The sequence below is a fragment of the Bacteroides sp. NSJ-39 genome, from assembly GCF_014287315.1.
Lineage (GTDB): Bacteria > Bacteroidota > Bacteroidia > Bacteroidales > Bacteroidaceae > Bacteroides > Bacteroides finegoldii.
The window spans coordinates 1-16,167 of record NZ_JACOOB010000029.1 but is presented as its reverse complement, the minus strand read 5'-3'; the positions used below and the strand labels follow the sequence as shown (position 1 = coordinate 16,167).

General features: G+C 41.3%; 16 protein-coding genes and 1 pseudogene. 12 read left to right on the top strand and 5 right to left on the bottom strand.

All coding sequences use genetic code 11. The features are described 5' to 3' along the window. Positions 1-648 (bottom strand): annotated as a pseudogene (locus H8S63_RS19010) (IS982 family transposase); the annotation flags it as partial. Positions 649-1,066: 418 nt separating this feature from the next. Next, complete coding sequence (gene dnaE, locus H8S63_RS19005) at positions 1,067-4,873, bottom strand: DNA polymerase III subunit alpha (RefSeq protein ID WP_007757871.1); 3,807 nt, start codon at positions 4,871-4,873, stop codon at positions 1,067-1,069. A gap of 161 nt (positions 4,874-5,034) precedes the next feature. Between dnaE and H8S63_RS19000 the strand changes: the two genes are divergently transcribed. The 3 genes from H8S63_RS19000 to H8S63_RS18990 all read left to right on the top strand — a co-directional run bounded on the left by H8S63_RS19000 (position 5,035) and on the right by H8S63_RS18990 (position 6,806). Then, entirely contained in the window at positions 5,035-5,721 is a 687-nt protein-coding gene (locus H8S63_RS19000; protein ID WP_007757873.1) for a phosphatidylserine decarboxylase family protein, read from the top strand. A 10-nt stretch (positions 5,722-5,731) separates the two neighbouring features. Beyond that, a complete protein-coding gene (gene pssA / locus H8S63_RS18995) occupies positions 5,732-6,439 on the top strand; it encodes a CDP-diacylglycerol--serine O-phosphatidyltransferase (RefSeq protein WP_186927655.1) in 708 nt (235 codons plus the stop codon). 67 nt (positions 6,440-6,506) lie between these two features. Then, positions 6,507-6,806, top strand: coding sequence for a DUF4834 family protein (locus H8S63_RS18990; RefSeq protein WP_186927654.1), 300 nt, complete (start codon positions 6,507-6,509; stop codon positions 6,804-6,806). A 47-nt stretch (positions 6,807-6,853) separates the two neighbouring features. On the opposite strand, the gene H8S63_RS18985 is transcribed toward H8S63_RS18990, so the two are convergent. Together H8S63_RS18985 and H8S63_RS18980 are read right to left on the bottom strand one after the other, a co-directional pair. After that, a complete protein-coding gene (locus H8S63_RS18985; RefSeq protein WP_007757878.1) occupies positions 6,854-7,291 on the bottom strand; it encodes a nucleoside deaminase in 438 nt (145 codons plus the stop codon). A 41-nt stretch (positions 7,292-7,332) separates the two neighbouring features. Next, entirely contained in the window at positions 7,333-7,566 is a 234-nt protein-coding gene (locus H8S63_RS18980; RefSeq protein WP_004299215.1) for a hypothetical protein, read from the bottom strand. Between the two features lie 67 nt (positions 7,567-7,633). Here H8S63_RS18980 and H8S63_RS18975 point away from each other — a divergent pair, with 67 nt between their 5' ends. From H8S63_RS18975 to H8S63_RS18960, 4 genes are read left to right on the top strand one after another with little or no spacing between them, the layout of a single operon-like run. Further along, positions 7,634-7,999 (top strand): YraN family protein, encoded by a 366-nt coding sequence (locus H8S63_RS18975; RefSeq protein WP_007757879.1) that lies wholly within the window; start codon positions 7,634-7,636, stop codon positions 7,997-7,999. Positions 8,000-8,044: 45 nt separating this feature from the next. Beyond that, positions 8,045-8,401 carry an MmcQ/YjbR family DNA-binding protein gene (locus H8S63_RS18970; RefSeq protein ID WP_186927653.1) on the top strand — a complete coding sequence of 119 codons (357 nt, stop codon included), beginning with the start codon at positions 8,045-8,047 and terminating at the stop codon, positions 8,399-8,401. Then, positions 8,385-9,143, top strand: coding sequence for a biotin--[acetyl-CoA-carboxylase] ligase (locus H8S63_RS18965; protein WP_186927652.1), 759 nt, complete (start codon positions 8,385-8,387; stop codon positions 9,141-9,143). The genes H8S63_RS18970 and H8S63_RS18965 overlap by 17 nt, the downstream gene beginning before the upstream one ends. 13 nt (positions 9,144-9,156) lie before the next feature. Next, positions 9,157-10,218: a zinc-dependent metalloproteinase lipoprotein gene (locus tag H8S63_RS18960; protein WP_186927651.1), complete on the top strand. Its 1,062-nt coding sequence runs from the start codon at positions 9,157-9,159 to the stop codon at positions 10,216-10,218. Positions 10,219-10,250: 32 nt separating this feature from the next. Here the strand turns inward: H8S63_RS18960 and H8S63_RS18955 are convergent, their stop codons facing one another. Then, positions 10,251-10,934, bottom strand: coding sequence for a tetratricopeptide repeat protein (locus tag H8S63_RS18955; protein ID WP_007757886.1), 684 nt, complete (start codon positions 10,932-10,934; stop codon positions 10,251-10,253). A 111-nt stretch (positions 10,935-11,045) separates the two neighbouring features. On the opposite strand from H8S63_RS18955, the gene H8S63_RS18950 reads away from it, so the two are divergent. The 5 genes from H8S63_RS18950 to rsgA all read left to right on the top strand — a co-directional run bounded on the left by H8S63_RS18950 (position 11,046) and on the right by rsgA (position 15,905). Next, on the top strand, positions 11,046-12,371 hold the full coding sequence (locus H8S63_RS18950; protein WP_186927650.1) for an MATE family efflux transporter: 1,326 nt from the start codon (positions 11,046-11,048) through the stop codon (positions 12,369-12,371). A 57-nt stretch (positions 12,372-12,428) separates the two neighbouring features. Next, positions 12,429-13,139: a UMP kinase gene (pyrH, locus tag H8S63_RS18945; RefSeq protein WP_186927649.1), complete on the top strand. Its 711-nt coding sequence runs from the start codon at positions 12,429-12,431 to the stop codon at positions 13,137-13,139. 218 nt (positions 13,140-13,357) lie between these two features. Beyond that, positions 13,358-14,269, top strand: a complete 912-nt coding sequence (locus H8S63_RS18940; RefSeq protein ID WP_186927648.1) for a DMT family transporter — start codon at positions 13,358-13,360, stop codon at positions 14,267-14,269. A gap of 51 nt (positions 14,270-14,320) precedes the next feature. Then, positions 14,321-14,881, top strand: coding sequence for a ribosome recycling factor (gene frr / locus H8S63_RS18935; protein WP_007757891.1), 561 nt, complete (start codon positions 14,321-14,323; stop codon positions 14,879-14,881). A gap of 91 nt (positions 14,882-14,972) precedes the next feature. Next, positions 14,973-15,905, top strand: a complete 933-nt coding sequence (gene rsgA / locus H8S63_RS18930; protein ID WP_007757892.1) for a ribosome small subunit-dependent GTPase A — start codon at positions 14,973-14,975, stop codon at positions 15,903-15,905. Positions 15,906-16,167 lie beyond the last annotated feature (262 nt).

The following is a 16,167-nucleotide window of genomic DNA, read 5'->3' as shown; positions in this document are numbered from 1 at the left end:
TGTATGCCATTCAGGAAAAGATTTTCAAACAGAGCCTGCCCGATATATCCCTTGTCTGCACATAGTTTTCCTTTGATGTTTTCCAGAAACTTACCTTGCTTCAACGGTTCCCGGTCATCTACGTTTCCAGGCGTGAACATGAAATTGAGGATCTCACCCTTGTCATTGATTATCAGATGCAACTTGAATCCGAAGAACCATCCCATTGAACATCTTCCACGCTCGGCAAACCCTTCAAATGTCTTATGAATCAAGATTCTTTGGTTACGGCATATACGTAAGGGAGTGGAGTCAACGAAACTGATGCCGGTACAGGTTCCCAGCAGGACTTTTTTGATGAAGATGGTCAGTGGAAGCAGTACTTCCTTCTCCAATTCTATAAAAACGGTTATAAGAAACCTGACGCGGAAAAAGGTGTTTCAGATGTTTACAGACATATTCCTTATAGTAATGCTTGAAACAGCGGAAACCACCGGAGTGAAACAGGATTAGAATAACCATAATCTCTGCATCACTCATACGGTTGGGTTTGTTACAATGATTGGTCTTCTTATCCTTAATCATATATTTTTCCCGTTGAAATGTAAATTCCTTGCAAAAATCATCGGCCATACAATAAATCTCTGTAACTTTAGACTTTGGAAACATAGCGGTAATCGTTTAAATGTTATAATTCAGCACTATAAATTTAATACTTTTATCGCTATGTTTCTAATTATAAGTGAAATATATTTATTCTTATATCGAACTCACGTTAAGTATAAGAAAAATGGAAAACTAGCATGTAAAATAGAATTAGCTGAAAGTACGAAAATAGTCAAACGAGCAATAATACTCACCGAAAACTACGCAAATGAATCTTCATAGTATAATTTGTGGAGAATAAAATAAAAAAGGAGAAAGGTACTTTAACTCAGTACTTTCCTCCTATGATTTTTTCCTAAGTCGAAGCTATGTAATTCTATGGAAATTTATATCTTTGCTTCGGTTAGAAAAAAGGGAGTAAGTAAGTTCCCTATCCTGCTTACCATAAGTAATTGATAATCAACAATCATTATAAATATAATCAATTTATACGGAACCCCAATTCCGGACGGTCTTTTAAATAGGTTATTAATTCACGGCCCACCGAAAGCTTGACCGGACGGGAAATTAAGTCGACCGCCATACGGTTTACATCAATATCATCCGTCACCCTAAAATAGAGTTCCGTATTTCCCGGATGTTCTTTTGTCAATGTTGCAAGTTCTGTGATTAAAGCGGAGTTCAACACGGACAACGGGATAATAATGGTTATCTTCTGCACCAACTCTTCTTTTACATCCGGCAGCAGTTCCATAGAAGTAATCTTCACTTCCAGTTCATCCTGCCGCCATTGCTTGGGTTGACAACGAGCTTTGATAAACAAAAAAGTACCCTCATTGAGGTATCCTTGATAAGTCACCCAGTCATTTCCCCAGAATGGAATCTCGGTAGAGCCGGAATAATCTTCTATCTTGGCGATACCATAAGGATTTCCGTTCTTGCTGATTCCACGACGGACACTGGTCACAATACCTCCCATCGTTATTTCGCGACCAGCAAGGGCTGCTTTATCTTCCAAATCTGCCATACGTGTGTTGCAGACGTGTTCCAATACAATGGAGAATTCATCCAACGGATGAGCGGAAAGGTAAATACCAACCAAATCACGCTCACGGTTCAAACGGTCGAGATCACTCCAACGCTCTACTCCCTGAGGAATCTCAGGAGTTGCCACATCAATTACGTTTTCGCCACCAAACAGAGAATTGACTGCAGCAGCTTTATCAGCCTGATAACGGTTGCCATAACGCATCAAAGTTTCCAGGAAAACTTCTCCTTTAGAGTTGACAGCAAAGTACTGTTCACGTTTCAGTTCCGGAAAACTGTCAAAGCCACCGGCCAACGCGAGGCATTCCATGTTCTTCTTATTGCAGGCATTCAGATTGACACGTTGCACAAAGTCGAAAATTCCGGTAAAAGGACCGTTCTTTTCACGTTCCTCCATGATACTCTGCACGGCAGCCTCGCCTACTCCTTTTACGGCTCCAAGCCCGAAACGGATATTACCGTCACGATTTACAGTAAACTTCAAGTTACTCTCATTGACATCCGGTCCCAAGGTCTGAATACCCATCGCCTTACATTCATCCATCAGCTTCGTGATATCCGTAATGTTCGACAAACTTCGGCTCATTACAGCCGCCATATATTCGGAAGGATAATTCGCTTTCAGATAGGCAGTCTGATAAGCCACCCATGAATAACAAGTAGCATGAGACTTGTTGAAAGCATACGACGCAAACTTTTCCCAGTCCGTCCAAATCTTTTCGAGAACTTTCGGGTCGTGTCCGTTCTTACGTCCACCCTCGATAAATTTAGGCTTCATGTGATCCAGCTTGTCACGCAGCTTCTTACCCATTGCCTTACGAAGAGCATCGGACTCACCGCGTGTAAAGTCCGCCAACAAACGTGACAAAAGCATCACCTGTTCCTGATAAACCGTAATCCCGTATGTATCCTTCAAGTACTTTTCCATTACCGGAATATCATACTCAATCGGCTTACGTCCATGTTTACGATCGATAAAATCGGGGATATAATCCATCGGTCCCGGACGGTAGAGAGCGTTCATGGCAATCAAATCTTCGAATGTAGAAGGCTGCAACTCACGCAAATACTTCTGCATACCGGCAGATTCAAACTGGAATGTACCGATCGTACGACCGTCACTGTATAATTTATAAGTAGCCGGATCGTTAATATCAATCTGATCCACATCCACTTCAATGGCACGGCTCAGACGGATATTTTCAACGGCTTCTTTAATGATAGACAATGTCTTCAAGCCAAGAAAGTCCATCTTAATCAGTCCGGTATCTTCAATCACCGAACCTTCATACTGGGTGACAAGCATTTTCTCACCCGTTTCTTTATCATCGGCAGTGCTGACAGGCACCCAATCGGTAATATCATCACGGCAGATAATCGTACCGCAAGCATGCACACCCGTACCACGTACATTACCTTCAAGCATTTTGGCATATTTCAGCGTATCGCGCACCAACGGATCCGATGAAGCTTCGGCAGCTTGTAATTCGGGCACGTATGCAATCGCATTCGGCAAGTTCAGTTTCTTATCCGGAATTTTATCCGGCACCAGTTTAGCCAAGCGGTCGGATTCCGAAAGAGGAAGTTTCTGCACACGGGCAACGTCCTTGATAGCCAACTTTGTAGCCATCGTACCATAGGTAATGATGTGCGCCACCTTTTCCTGACCATATTTATTCGTCACCCAGCGAAGTACCTCACCACGACCGTCATCATCAAAGTCCACATCAATATCAGGCAAAGAGATACGGTCCGGATTCAGAAAACGTTCAAACAGCAAATCATATTGGATAGGGTCGATTTTCGTAATTCCCAGACAGTATGCCACAGCCGAACCGGCCGCCGATCCACGTCCCGGACCTACGGATACACCCAACTCCTTGCGGGCAGCATTGATAAAGTCTTGCACAATCAAGAAGTATCCGGGGAAACCCATAGTCTTCATGATATATAGCTCAAAATTCATGCGTTCCTTCACTTCTTCCGACAAAGGCTCGCCATATATCCGTTTCGCACCATCGAAAGCCAACTTAGCCAGATAGTCTCCTTCGAGCTTGATACGATAGAGTTTATCATAACCACCCAGACGTTTTATTTTAGCCTTCGCATCCTCTTCACTCAACACCACATTGCCATGCTCATCTTGCGTAAACTCATCGAACAAGTCTTTCTCCGTAAATTTCGCTCTGTATTCTTCTTCTGTTCCAAAGTCCTCAGGAATAGCGAAAGTAGGCATAATAGGGGCATGATCGATGGAATAATATTCTACTTTATCGAGAATTTCCAATGTATTGCTCAAAGCTTCGGGTACGTCCGCAAAGAGTTCATTCATCTCTTCACGTGTTTTCATCCACTCTTGTTTGGTATAAAGCATACGGGTAGGGTCATCCAAATCCTTGCCGGTACTCAAACAGATCAGACGGTCGTGCGCTTCCGCATTTTCCTCGTCCACAAAATGAACGTCGTTCGTACAAATCAATTTTATGTTGTACTTTTGGGCATACTCCATCAGGTATTTATTCACTTTTACCTGCATTGGATAACACTCGTGATTGGCACGGGGAACGGTCGCTTTATGGCGTTGCATCTCCAGATAAAAGTCATCTCCGAATAAGTTCTTATACCACTGTATGGCTTCCTCCGCTTCCGCAAACTGATCATTGGTAATCCGTTTCGGTATCTCTCCACCGAGGCAAGCCGAACAGACAATCAGACCTTCATGATACTTTTCCAATTCGCTGCGGTCGGTACGCGGACGCATATAGTATCCGCGCGTCCATGCGTGCGATACTAATTTAATAAGGTTATGGTATCCCTTTTCATTTTTAGCCAATACAATCAGGTGGTAACCGCTCTGGTCGAGTTTACCTTCTCTTAAATCCATTGTACGGCGTGCCACATACATCTCACAACCGATGATGGGTTTGAACAGTTTGCTTTCCGCTTCTACAATTTTGGCTTTACAATCGGCAATCTCAGCTTCTTTGTCCTCACACTCTATGGTTCCGGCTTCTATACCCGCAATTCGTTTTTTCAGGTCTTTGACCTCTCCTTTGGGACCGCTATTCTTTTTATTAACGTAGTTCGTAAATTCTTTAATACCGAACATATTTCCATGATCGGTCACGGCAATACCCTTCATTCCATTCTTCATCGCTTTGTCGACCAGACGAGCCACGCTAGCCTGACCGTCCAAAAGAGAATATTGGGTATGGACATGTAAATGAACGAAATCCTGCATAATGATAAGTAGTTAATTTGAAGGCATAAAATTACTATCTCCCGAGAGATAAACAAAAATAATCCTCAAAAAGTTATCAACATTCACATTTCTATGCCTAATTACTTGCTGATTTTTTAAATTAAGTATATTTTTGCAGGCAATATCATTAAACAGCATTCATGGGCCGACTAAAGAAATTAAAGAAAATACGTATTCACCGCGAAGGAACACATATATTATGGGCTAGCTTCTTGCTACTACTATTGATTAATGTCGCTCTTTATTGGGGAATCGATTGTAAGATACCATTCTATGTGGTAGCAGTAGCAAGTATAACAGTTTATCTGTTGATGGTGAATTTCTTTCGTTGTCCGATCCGTCTCTTCGGACAGGACACTGAAAAAATAGTCGTAGCACCTGCCGACGGAAAAATCGTTGTTATCGAAGAGGTTGATGAAAACGAGTATTTTCATGACCGGAGATTAATGATCTCCATCTTTATGAGTATTGTCAACGTACATGCCAATTGGTATCCGGTGGACGGTACTATTAAAAAGGTGGCACATCACAATGGAAACTTCATGAAAGCCTGGCTGCCGAAAGCCAGTACGGAGAACGAGCGTTCTACGGTGGTAATCGAAACTCCGGAAGGAGTGGAAGTGCTTACCCGCCAAATCGCCGGAGCTGTGGCACGCCGTATCGTCACCTATGCAGAGGTAGGCGAAGAATGTTATATTGACGAACATATGGGATTCATCAAGTTCGGTTCCCGCGTGGACGTATATTTACCCATCGGCACGGAAGTCTGTGTCACTATGGGACAATTAACAACCGGTAACCAAACAGTTATCGCCAAACTCAAATAATCCTGTCACAATGACGAACGTTATTAAAAAAAATATTCCGAATACCGTAACCTGCCTGAACCTTTTCTCCGGTTGTATTGCTTGTGTCATGGCTTTTGAAGCCCATTATGAACTAGCATTACTATTCATTATTCTAAGCTCCGTATTCGATTTTTTCGACGGAATGTTGGCACGTGCGCTTAATGCACACTCCATCATTGGAAAAGATTTGGATTCATTGGCGGATGATGTCAGTTTCGGTTTTGCTCCCTCAGCGATTGTATTCTCTCTGTTCAAAGAGATGTACTATCCGGCAAGCATGGAATTTATCGCTCCTTACCTGCCGTACGCTGCATTCTTAATCTCTGTATTCTCTGCTTTGCGGCTGGCAAAGTTCAATAACGATACCCGGCAGACCACTTCTTTCATCGGTCTTCCTGTTCCTGCCAATGCTCTGTTTTGGGCTTCTTTAGTAGCAGGCGCACATGACATACTGATTTCCGAAAGCTGTCATCCTGTCTATCTTTTTATAGTTGTTTGTCTGTTTTCATGGTTATTGGTAGCAGAAATCCCCATGTTCTCTTTGAAATTCAAGAATCTGTCATGGAATGACAACAAAATCAGTTTTACATTTTTGATTGTATGCATTCCTTTCCTTGTATTTCTTGGAATCAGCAGCTTTGCAGCCATCGTTGTATGGTATATTTTACTTTCACTTTTTACAAGAAAAAGTAAATAAACAATCTCTTGGCACGTTTGTTGTACTATGAGTTTTATCAGAGTTACAATATAAAAATCATAGCCCAATGCATATACTTTTATTTATACTTCTCTTTATCATCACCATTATCGTATTTGGTCTTTCAGTTGTCGGACTCATACTCAAAGCCATCTTCGGAATAGGCCACCGTTTTTCGTCTTCATCACGACCGAGACAAAACGAATCCGGACGTAGCGCGGACCAGCAAAGCTACAGTCAGGGAACACATCGTCCGATGGATCATGAAGAGGAAATATTCTCCGACGACGTTCCAAGAAAAAAGCATAAAAAGATATTCACCCAGGATGAAGGAGAATATGTAGACTTCGAGGAAATTAAAGAATAACGATAAACTCTACACAGCTCGGTTATTAATCACCACTCCATCAATCGCTATCTACGTTTTGCCGCAAAGAAGTTTTTCATAAGGGCGGCACATTCGTCTGCCAGCAGTCCTTTGACAACCACTGTTTTGGGATGCAGCGCTGAAACGGCATATTTCTGATAGCCACGTTTTTCATCTTCGGCACCGAATACGAGTTTACCCGTTTGTGCCCAGGCAATAGCTCCCGCACACATCACGCAAGGTTCAACCGTGACATACAATGTACATTCATTCAGATACTTACCACCAAGGACATTGGCGGCAGCAGTAATGGCCTGCATCTCGGCATGAGCCGTTACGTCATTCAATGTTTCTGTGAGATTGTGGGCACGTGCAATAATCCGTTCTTTACAAACAACGACTGCCCCTACAGGCACTTCACCCCGTTCGGCAGCTTTACCGGCTTCTATCAAAGCCTGTTTCATAAAGTAAGTATCGTCCAGCATCCCCCTCTAGTTTTTAATCTACATTTTTTTAAGACTATCCCCTATCGTCTCATATCGTGCTCACCAAAAAGGGTGGGATAATCTTCTTCCATATTCTTATGGATAAACATGAGAATCGTTTCACGAAGCCAGCGTGACTTATTGGTTATCTTGTATTTCTCAAGATAACGATCAACAATCAGCTGTTCTTCGTCGCTCAACAAAATGCTCATACGTCGTTCACGTTTCGTACACTCGACGTGCATTTTCAGGCACTTTTTACTTCTTTTTCTCATATCTTCTGCAAAATTACTTTTACTTCTGTAAATACAAAGAATAAAAGCAGTAAATTTGCAAAAAAAGATGGCTAAACATAATGAATTAGGAAAAGCCGGAGAAAATGCCGCAGTAACCTATCTGGAGCAACAAGGTTACATTATTCGTGACCGGAACTGGAGAAAAGGACATTTTGAACTGGATATTGTGGCTACCCAAAAGCAGGAATTAATTGTAGTGGAGGTAAAGACCCGCAGCAATACTCAATTTGCCGAACCGGAGGACGCTGTTGACATCCCTAAAATAAAACGTACCGTACGCGCTACGGATACCTATATGAGACTATTTCAAATCGATGTACCTGTACGATTCGATATCATTACGGTAGTGGGCGAAGACGGAAACTTCAAGATCGAGCATATCAAAGAGGCGTTTTATCCTCCTTTATTTTAAAATTCAAGACATAGAAGATACAAAATTATTATAAATTGATTAATTATGAATGTTGAAACAGCCAGAGAATACAGCCTCAGCAAAAAAGCCGCTACGGAAGATATGCCTTTTGGTGATGATTTCCTGACAATCAGAGTCATGGGAAAAATGTTTTTATGTATTAGTTTCAATACGCCTGACAGGATTACGATGAAATGTGATCCAGACTACGCCATCGAATTGCGGGACCATTACAATGGCGTGGAAGGTGCTTGGCATTTTAACAAAAAATACTGGAACCAAGTATTCCTTGACCGCGACCTAGATGATAAACTGATAAAACAACTGATCGACCATTCCTATGATGAAGTCATCAAGAAGTTCCCCCAAAAACTACGTGCAAAATATGACGCCCTCCCCTGAAATATTCCCCGTTCCATTGATTCATATCAGTGAAACGAATTCGACCAATAACTACCTGCAAACTCTTTGTGCCCGGCAAAAAGTAGAGGAGTTGACGACCGTAGTTGCCGACTTTCAAACATCCGGACGAGGGCAACGTGGGAACTCTTGGGAATCAGAACCGCTCAAGAACCTCCTTTTCAGTTTTGTGCTTTTCCCTGTTTTTTGGGAAGCGCGCTGCCAGTTTCTTATTTCGCAGATTATATCTTTGGCTATTAAGGAAGAGTTAAGTACTTATACTGAGGACATTTCTATCAAATGGCCGAACGATATTTATTGGAAAGAGAAAAAGATTTGTGGAATATTAATCGAAAACGATTTGATGGGACGGAACATCTGTCAAAGCATTGCAGGAATCGGAATCAATATTAACCAGGAAGAATTCTACAGTCCGGCTCCCAATCCTGTTTCACTATATCAAATCACTGGAAAACGCCATGATGTCTTTGAGATATTAAAGAATATCATGATCCGTGTTCAGTCTTATTATGCCAAACTTCAAAAAGGAGATATAACACAGATAACCAACCAATATGAGAAATCACTTTTCAGAAAAGAAGGAATGCACCGATATAAAGATGTTGACGGTGAATTTCTGGCACGAATTATTTGTGTTGAGCCGGAAGGTAGGTTAATCTTAGAAGACGAAAAACAGGTCCGAAGGGCTTATATGTTTAAGGAAGTGGAATATTTATTGAGATAAAAATCTTTTATATATGAGAACTACATTATTTACTTTATTTGCTTTGTTATTTTTCATAATTAGTTGTGAAGACTCAGAAAACAGTCCTACCCCATCTATTAAAGAAAGCGATACTGATAACCAAGAAGAGTCTTATCAACTTCCTGTAATCTTCCACATCTTTTACGATGGGAGCGATTCAGACCAAACTGTGACAACTAAAAGAATAAAAGAAATTATTGATGCTTGCAATAATTATTATGACAATTCGAATAACAAAAGTGTAGATATTCATTTGAAATTCATCCTTGCTACCCACAACAATGAGGGAAAAGTACTTTCTGAGGCTGGAATAGAGCGTATAAAAGTAAACAACGCAGAATTGGACTGTGACAATTTTATGGATGACAAGTCTAATATTCAATATCTATGGGATACCGACCAATACATCAATATTATGTTATATCGGTTCACAAACAAAAATATATTAGGAATCTCTTACCTTCCATATACAGTCAAGCCGGACAAATTAGAAGGACTAAATCAACTTAATTTCTTACCAACGCACTCCACTCTGACATATCCTCACTGTATATCTATCAACAAATTATATATTAACGGGAAAGCCAATATAGAAGGACAAATCTATAATCCTTCAGATGTTATTGCCACCCTTGCCCATGAACTTGGACACTATCTAGGTTTATATCATACTTTCAATGAAACGAAAGACTCGGCAGGAAATATAATTACCAATCTATGTGAGGACACTGACTATTGTACAGATACCTCTCCTTACAACAGAGATGAATATAAAGATTTTTTAGACAACTATATCCCTAAAAATGGAATCAAGATCACATTCAATGATTTACCATATCTTATGGAAAGGAAAAACTGTATGGATAATACCCAATCTACCCCAAACAACATCATGGACTATGAATACTCATACGTTAATCGCTTTACCAATGAACAAAAAAATAGAATCCGGTATGTGCTGGCACACAGTCCGCTGATTCCAGGAAAAAAGGTTACCAGAAGTATAACAAAGACAACGGCACCACAAGAATTTCCCATGCGAACAATCAAATAAAACTGTATTATAGAAAAAGAGGTGAACCATTTTCAGCGATTCACCTCTTTTTCTATTCTCAATATCTTATCCAATGTCTTTTGAGCCTCTGTTGACGGAAATTGTGAAATAACTTTTCTCAACGAATTCCGGGCCTTCTGATAACCGGTCGAAAAGACTTTTGATAATCCATCCCGATAACGCGCATATTGCATCTTAGTAGGCGATGCAAGTTTTTTAAAATCAGTATCCAACCGTTTCTTCTCCTTTTCAGCCATCAGATAATAGTAATTACCTAAGAATATATTAGCAGCCAAATTATCCGCATCCAACTGCAAAACCTTTTCATACATACGCAGAGCCTCCTTTTCCTGCCCACGGCACACTTGTATCTCAGCACATGCCTCCAGATAATCTACATTATCAGGAGTCTTTTGAAGCAATTCCTTGTAAAACAGATAAGCCTTGTCATAATTCCGATTCTTCCTATAAGCAGAAGCCAGTTCTACAGCTAATTTTGAACTAATATCACTACTCTTATCAATGCTCGTCCAATAGAACATCTCGGTACGGTCTATATCCAAACCGATTGTTTGGCGGAAATAGCTCACAGCCTGTCCATGCTGCCCTGATTCAATGGCAGCAGACACTTTCTGCAACATTTCATCGACCGACTGCGCATTCAGCACCAGCGGCAATGAAAACAATGATAAAAAGAAGATAGTTAAGGCTCTCATAATCCTACTTTTGTTATTTAGTTCGTGACACACAAAGATACAATAAAAAAATAAAAGATGTACCTTTGCGGACGAAAAGAACAATCAATTTGATAAAAGTGTTTTTATACAATGACAGATAAAAAACAGGTCACTGAAAACAGACGAATATTACAGATTGCCATCCCATCAATCATATCGAATATCACCGTTCCATTATTGGGACTCATCGATGTCACCATTGTAGGCCATCTCGGTTCTCCGGCCTATATCGGGGCCATCGCCGTAGGAGGAATGCTGTTCAATATCATCTACTGGATTTTCGGATTCCTTCGCATGGGGACCAGTGGAATGACTTCACAAGCTTACGGGCAGCACGACCTTAACGAAATCACCCGACTATTGCTACGTTCCATCGGAGTAGGATTACTCATCGCTTTCTGTCTGCTGCTGTTTCAGTATCCCATTCTGCACTTGGCATTTACATTTATAAAGACCACACCGGAGATAGAACAACTGGCAACCACTTACTTCTACATCTGTATTTGGGGAGCTCCCGCCACCTTAGGGCTTTATGGATTTGCAGGCTGGTTCATCGGTATGCAGAACTCACGTTTTCCGATGTATATCGCCATTACCCAGAATATAGTTAATATTGTTGCCAGCCTATGTTTTGTTTACCTATTGGATATGAAAGTGGCAGGCGTAGCCGCAGGAACTCTTATTGCCCAATATGCAGGCTTCTTCATGGCTCTTTGGCTCTATATGCATTACTACCATACGCTCCACAAACGAATCGTCTGGAAAGAAATAATACAAAGACAAGCCATGTATCGCTTCTTTCAAGTTAACCGCGACATATTCTTCCGTACACTCTGTCTTGTCATGGTCACTATGTTTTTCACCTCTGCCGGAGCAGCACAAGGAGAAGTCGTTTTAGCCGTCAACACTTTGCTTATGCAATTATTCACCTTATTCTCCTATATCATGGATGGCTTTGCTTATGCCGGTGAGGCGTTGGCTGGACGTTATATCGGTGCAAAAAATCAAACAGGCCTCCGCAGTACCGTACATCATCTCTTCTATTGGGGATTGGGTCTTTCGTTTCTATTCACCCTCTTATATTCAGTTGGCGGGAAAAGCTTTCTAGGCCTGTTAACCAATGATATTTCAGTAATCGCTGCTTCCGACTCCTACTTTTATTGGGCACTTATCATTCCATTAGCCGGTTTTTCCGCCTTTCTTTGGGATGGTATCTTTATCGGCGCTACCGCCACCCGCCAAATGCTTTACTCCATGTTGGTAGCTTCCGCCAGCTTTTTCGGAATATATTACGGATTCCATTCCTTGTTGGGAAATCATGCCTTATGGTTGGCTTTCCTTGTTTATCTTTCACTAAGAGGAATCGTGCAAACCTTTTTAGGGAGACAAATCATGCGAAAAGTAATCGTTCCCTGATGAGGAGTATCCGATAAATTATCTCTATATTTGCGGAAAACATTAAAAGTAAAAGATATGGCAAAGTATAAAAGAATTCTACTAAAATTAAGCGGAGAGAGCCTGATGGGCGAAAAGCAATACGGCATTGACGAAAAAAGATTGGCAGAATATGCGGAACAAATCAAAGAAATCCACGAACAAGGGGTACAAATCGGCATTGTCATCGGAGGCGGAAATATTTTTCGTGGCCTAAGCGGAGCTAGTAAAGGTTTCGACCGTGTGAAAGGCGATCAAATGGGAATGTTGGCTACGGTCATCAACAGTCTTGCCCTCAGTTCGGCACTTGTTGCCACCGGGGTGAAAGCCCGTGTATTGACAGCAGTACGGATGGAACCTATCGGTGAATTTTACAGCAAATGGAAAGCCATCGAATGTATGGAAGACGGTGAAGTGGTTATCATGTCCGCAGGAACGGGAAATCCCTTCTTCACCACAGATACCGGTTCTTCACTGAGAGGAATTGAAATCGAAGCAGACGTTATGCTGAAAGGAACTCGTGTAGACGGTATCTATACAGCTGATCCCGAAAAAGATCCTACCGCAACCAAGTTTGACGACATCACTTATGACGAAGTTCTGAAACGTGGTCTGAAAGTTATGGATTTAACTGCTACTTGTATGTGCAAGGAAAATAATCTGCCTATCGTTGTATTTGATATGGATACGGTAGGCAACTTAAAGAAGGTAATCAGCGGAGAAGAGATAGGTACATTAGTACACAACTAATCTCCCGATCGAATAAAATTAATCGTCTGACAGTTGATTCTTTTTCGTCTGACTACTGTCAGACGATTAATTTTATGCATAAACAAGATTAGTTCCCTCTTTACTTGGAAATAGTTTTTAGCATACGAAAGATTAAATTATACTATCAACCGCCTAAACGCTTGTTTATCATTGACGAACTGCGTACTTTTGCACGCCATAAAAAAGGACTAAGAACAATGAATAACAAGACCAAAGGTTTTATCTATGGAGCCATTGCCGCTGCCAGCTACGGTATGAATCCTCTTTTTGCACTTCCGCTCTATGCAGCCGGAATGAGTGTCGATACCGTTTTATTCTACCGTTATTTCTTTGCCGCAATCGTGCTGGGTATTCTGATGAAAATGCAGCATCAATCCTTTGTGCTTCACAAGGCAGACGTCTTGCCCTTAGTCATTATGGGATTGCTGTTCTCTTTCTCATCGTTGCTCCTGTTTATGAGCTATAATTACATGGATGCCGGAATCGCTTCAACCATCCTGTTTGTTTATCCGGTAATGGTAGCTGTTATTATGGGGGTGTTCTTCAAGGAAAAAATATCCGCAATTACAGTTTTCTCTATTCTGCTGGCACTTTCGGGTATTGCTTTGCTCTATCAAGGAGATGGTGACAAACCGCTATCCACGTTGGGGATCATCTTCGTACTGCTGTCTTCACTCTCATATGCTATATACATAGTAGGTGTGAACCGCTCAACATTGAAAAACCTGCCAACCACCAAACTTACATTTTACGCCATCCTGTTCGGACTATCGGTTTACATCGTCCGTCTGAACTTCTGTATGGAGCTGCAGGTTATACCATCCGCCTGGTTATGGGCAGATACATTGGCTTTGGCTATTCTGCCAACCGCCATATCATTGGTCTGCACCGCCTTAGCTATCCATTATATAGGCTCCACACCAACCGCCATTCTAGGTGCTTTGGAACCTGTGACAGCCTTATTTTTCGGTGTTATGCTGTTCCATGAGAAACTAACTCCTCGCTTAATGGTTGGTATTTTAATGATTATCACCGCCGTGACCTTGATTATCATCGGCAAATCACTCATAAAAAAGATGGGAATGCTGTTGCAGATGAACAAAAAATAATATACTTTTGCTACTTAATCAATCAAATAGCAACTTTAATTATCAAAAAATATGGTAGACGTAAAGACTTGCCTTGACAATGCACAAGAAAAAATGGATATGGCCGTTATGTATCTGGAAGAAGCACTGGCACATATCCGCGCCGGAAAAGCGAGTACCCGACTGTTGGACGGTATCCGTGTAGACTCTTACGGAAGTATGGTTCCTATCAGCAATGTAGCAGCCGTAACTACTCCCGATGCACGTAGTATCACCATCAAACCGTGGGATAAGAGTATGTTCCGTGTCATCGAAAAAGCGATTATCGACTCCGACCTCGGTATCATGCCTGAAAATAACGGCGAAGTGATCCGTATCGGTATTCCCCCTCTGACGGAAGAACGTCGTAAGCAATTGGCAAAACAGTGTAAAGGCGAAGGCGAAACTGCAAAAGTCAGCGTACGCAACGCCCGCCGAGACGGTATCGATGCACTTAAGAAAGCTGTAAAAGACGGATTGGCAGAGGATGAGCAAAAGAATGCGGAAGCGAAACTGCAAAAGATCCACGATAAGTATATCAAACAAATTGATGATATGCTTGCTGAAAAAGATAAAGAAATTATGACTGTATAAGTTGAGCATGGAGAGTTGAGAGTTGAAAGTTACTATGTAGTATACCAACAACGCGTTCAGCTCTCAATTCTCAACTCTCAATTCTCAACTTATGAAAGGATTAGTAATCAAAAACACAGGTAGCTGGTATCAGGTAAAGAGCGATGACGGACAGTTTATCGAATGTAAAATCAAAGGTAATTTCCGACTCAAAGGAATCCGAAGTACCAACCCGGTAGCGGTAGGCGACCGTGTCCAGATTATCCTTAACCAAGAAGGCACTGCCTTTATCAACGAAATAGAAGATAGAAAAAACTACATTATCCGTCGTTCTTCCAATCTTTCCAAACAATCTCACATCCTTGCCGCCAACCTCGATCAATGTATGTTGGTGGTTACTGTCAATTATCCCGAAACTTCAACAATCTTTATTGACCGTTTTCTCGCATCTGCAGAAGCCTATCGGGTTCCTGTCAATTTGGTATTCAACAAAATAGATGCCTACGATGAAGATGAGTTCCGATATTTGGACGCACTAATCAATCTATACACACATATCGGTTATCCCTGCTTCAAAGTTTCCGCCAAAAACGGTCATGGAGTAGAAGCAATCAGAAAGGCACTGGAAGGTAAGATTACACTGTTCTCCGGACATTCGGGAGTAGGAAAATCCACCCTTATCAATGCCATACTGCCGGGAATAGAAACAAAAACGGGTGAAATCTCTTCATATCACAACAAAGGAATGCATACTACCACTTTCTCCGAAATGTTCCCTGTGGACGGAGACGGATATATCATCGATACTCCCGGTATCAAAGGATTCGGTACATTCGATATGGAAGAAGAAGAAATCGGACATTACTTTCCCGAAATATTCAAAGTCTCCGCAGAATGTAAATACGGCAACTGCACGCACCGTCACGAACCGGGATGTGCTGTGCGCAAAGCGGTAGAGGAACATTTAATCAGCGAATCACGCTATACTTCCTACCTAAATATGCTGGAAGATAAAGAGGAAGGAAAATACAGGGCAGCTTACTAGATCAAAGAGAATAATAAACTGAAAAACATACAATAGCTTTATTAGCTATATAAACAATTTTAAAACCATGAAAAAAGGCTGCATCATTTTTCTTATCTTAAATGTAGGGATATTCCTGAAATAGGAAAATTTAAGGCAACTAATTCATTGCGAGTTAGTTGCCTTTTTTGTATCTTTAAGCATTCCGTGCGACAAGAAGTCGTATAAGTAATTGTTTAGCACTGCGTCTAAACCTATTGTTCCGTCAATAGTAGCCTAAAGA

Excerpts from the sequence above, each read along its gene's own strand:
- dnaE (WP_007757871.1), bottom strand. The coding sequence starts at position 4,873 with ATGCAGGATTTCGTTCATTTACATGTCCATACCCAATATTCTCTTTTG.
- H8S63_RS19000 (WP_007757873.1), top strand. The coding sequence starts at position 5,035 with ATGGGCCGACTAAAGAAATTAAAGAAAATACGTATTCACCGCGAAGGA.
- pssA (WP_186927655.1), top strand. The coding sequence starts at position 5,732 with ATGACGAACGTTATTAAAAAAAATATTCCGAATACCGTAACCTGCCTG.
- H8S63_RS18990 (WP_186927654.1), top strand. The coding sequence starts at position 6,507 with ATGCATATACTTTTATTTATACTTCTCTTTATCATCACCATTATCGTA.
- H8S63_RS18985 (WP_007757878.1), bottom strand. The coding sequence starts at position 7,291 with ATGCTGGACGATACTTACTTTATGAAACAGGCTTTGATAGAAGCCGGT.
- H8S63_RS18980 (WP_004299215.1), bottom strand. The coding sequence starts at position 7,566 with ATGAGAAAAAGAAGTAAAAAGTGCCTGAAAATGCACGTCGAGTGTACG.
- H8S63_RS18975 (WP_007757879.1), top strand. The coding sequence starts at position 7,634 with ATGGCTAAACATAATGAATTAGGAAAAGCCGGAGAAAATGCCGCAGTA.
- H8S63_RS18970 (WP_186927653.1), top strand. The coding sequence starts at position 8,045 with ATGAATGTTGAAACAGCCAGAGAATACAGCCTCAGCAAAAAAGCCGCT.
- H8S63_RS18965 (WP_186927652.1), top strand. The coding sequence starts at position 8,385 with ATGACGCCCTCCCCTGAAATATTCCCCGTTCCATTGATTCATATCAGT.
- H8S63_RS18960 (WP_186927651.1), top strand. The coding sequence starts at position 9,157 with ATGAGAACTACATTATTTACTTTATTTGCTTTGTTATTTTTCATAATT.
- H8S63_RS18955 (WP_007757886.1), bottom strand. The coding sequence starts at position 10,934 with ATGAGAGCCTTAACTATCTTCTTTTTATCATTGTTTTCATTGCCGCTG.
- H8S63_RS18950 (WP_186927650.1), top strand. The coding sequence starts at position 11,046 with ATGACAGATAAAAAACAGGTCACTGAAAACAGACGAATATTACAGATT.
- pyrH (WP_186927649.1), top strand. The coding sequence starts at position 12,429 with ATGGCAAAGTATAAAAGAATTCTACTAAAATTAAGCGGAGAGAGCCTG.
- H8S63_RS18940 (WP_186927648.1), top strand. The coding sequence starts at position 13,358 with ATGAATAACAAGACCAAAGGTTTTATCTATGGAGCCATTGCCGCTGCC.
- frr (WP_007757891.1), top strand. The coding sequence starts at position 14,321 with ATGGTAGACGTAAAGACTTGCCTTGACAATGCACAAGAAAAAATGGAT.
- rsgA (WP_007757892.1), top strand. The coding sequence starts at position 14,973 with ATGAAAGGATTAGTAATCAAAAACACAGGTAGCTGGTATCAGGTAAAG.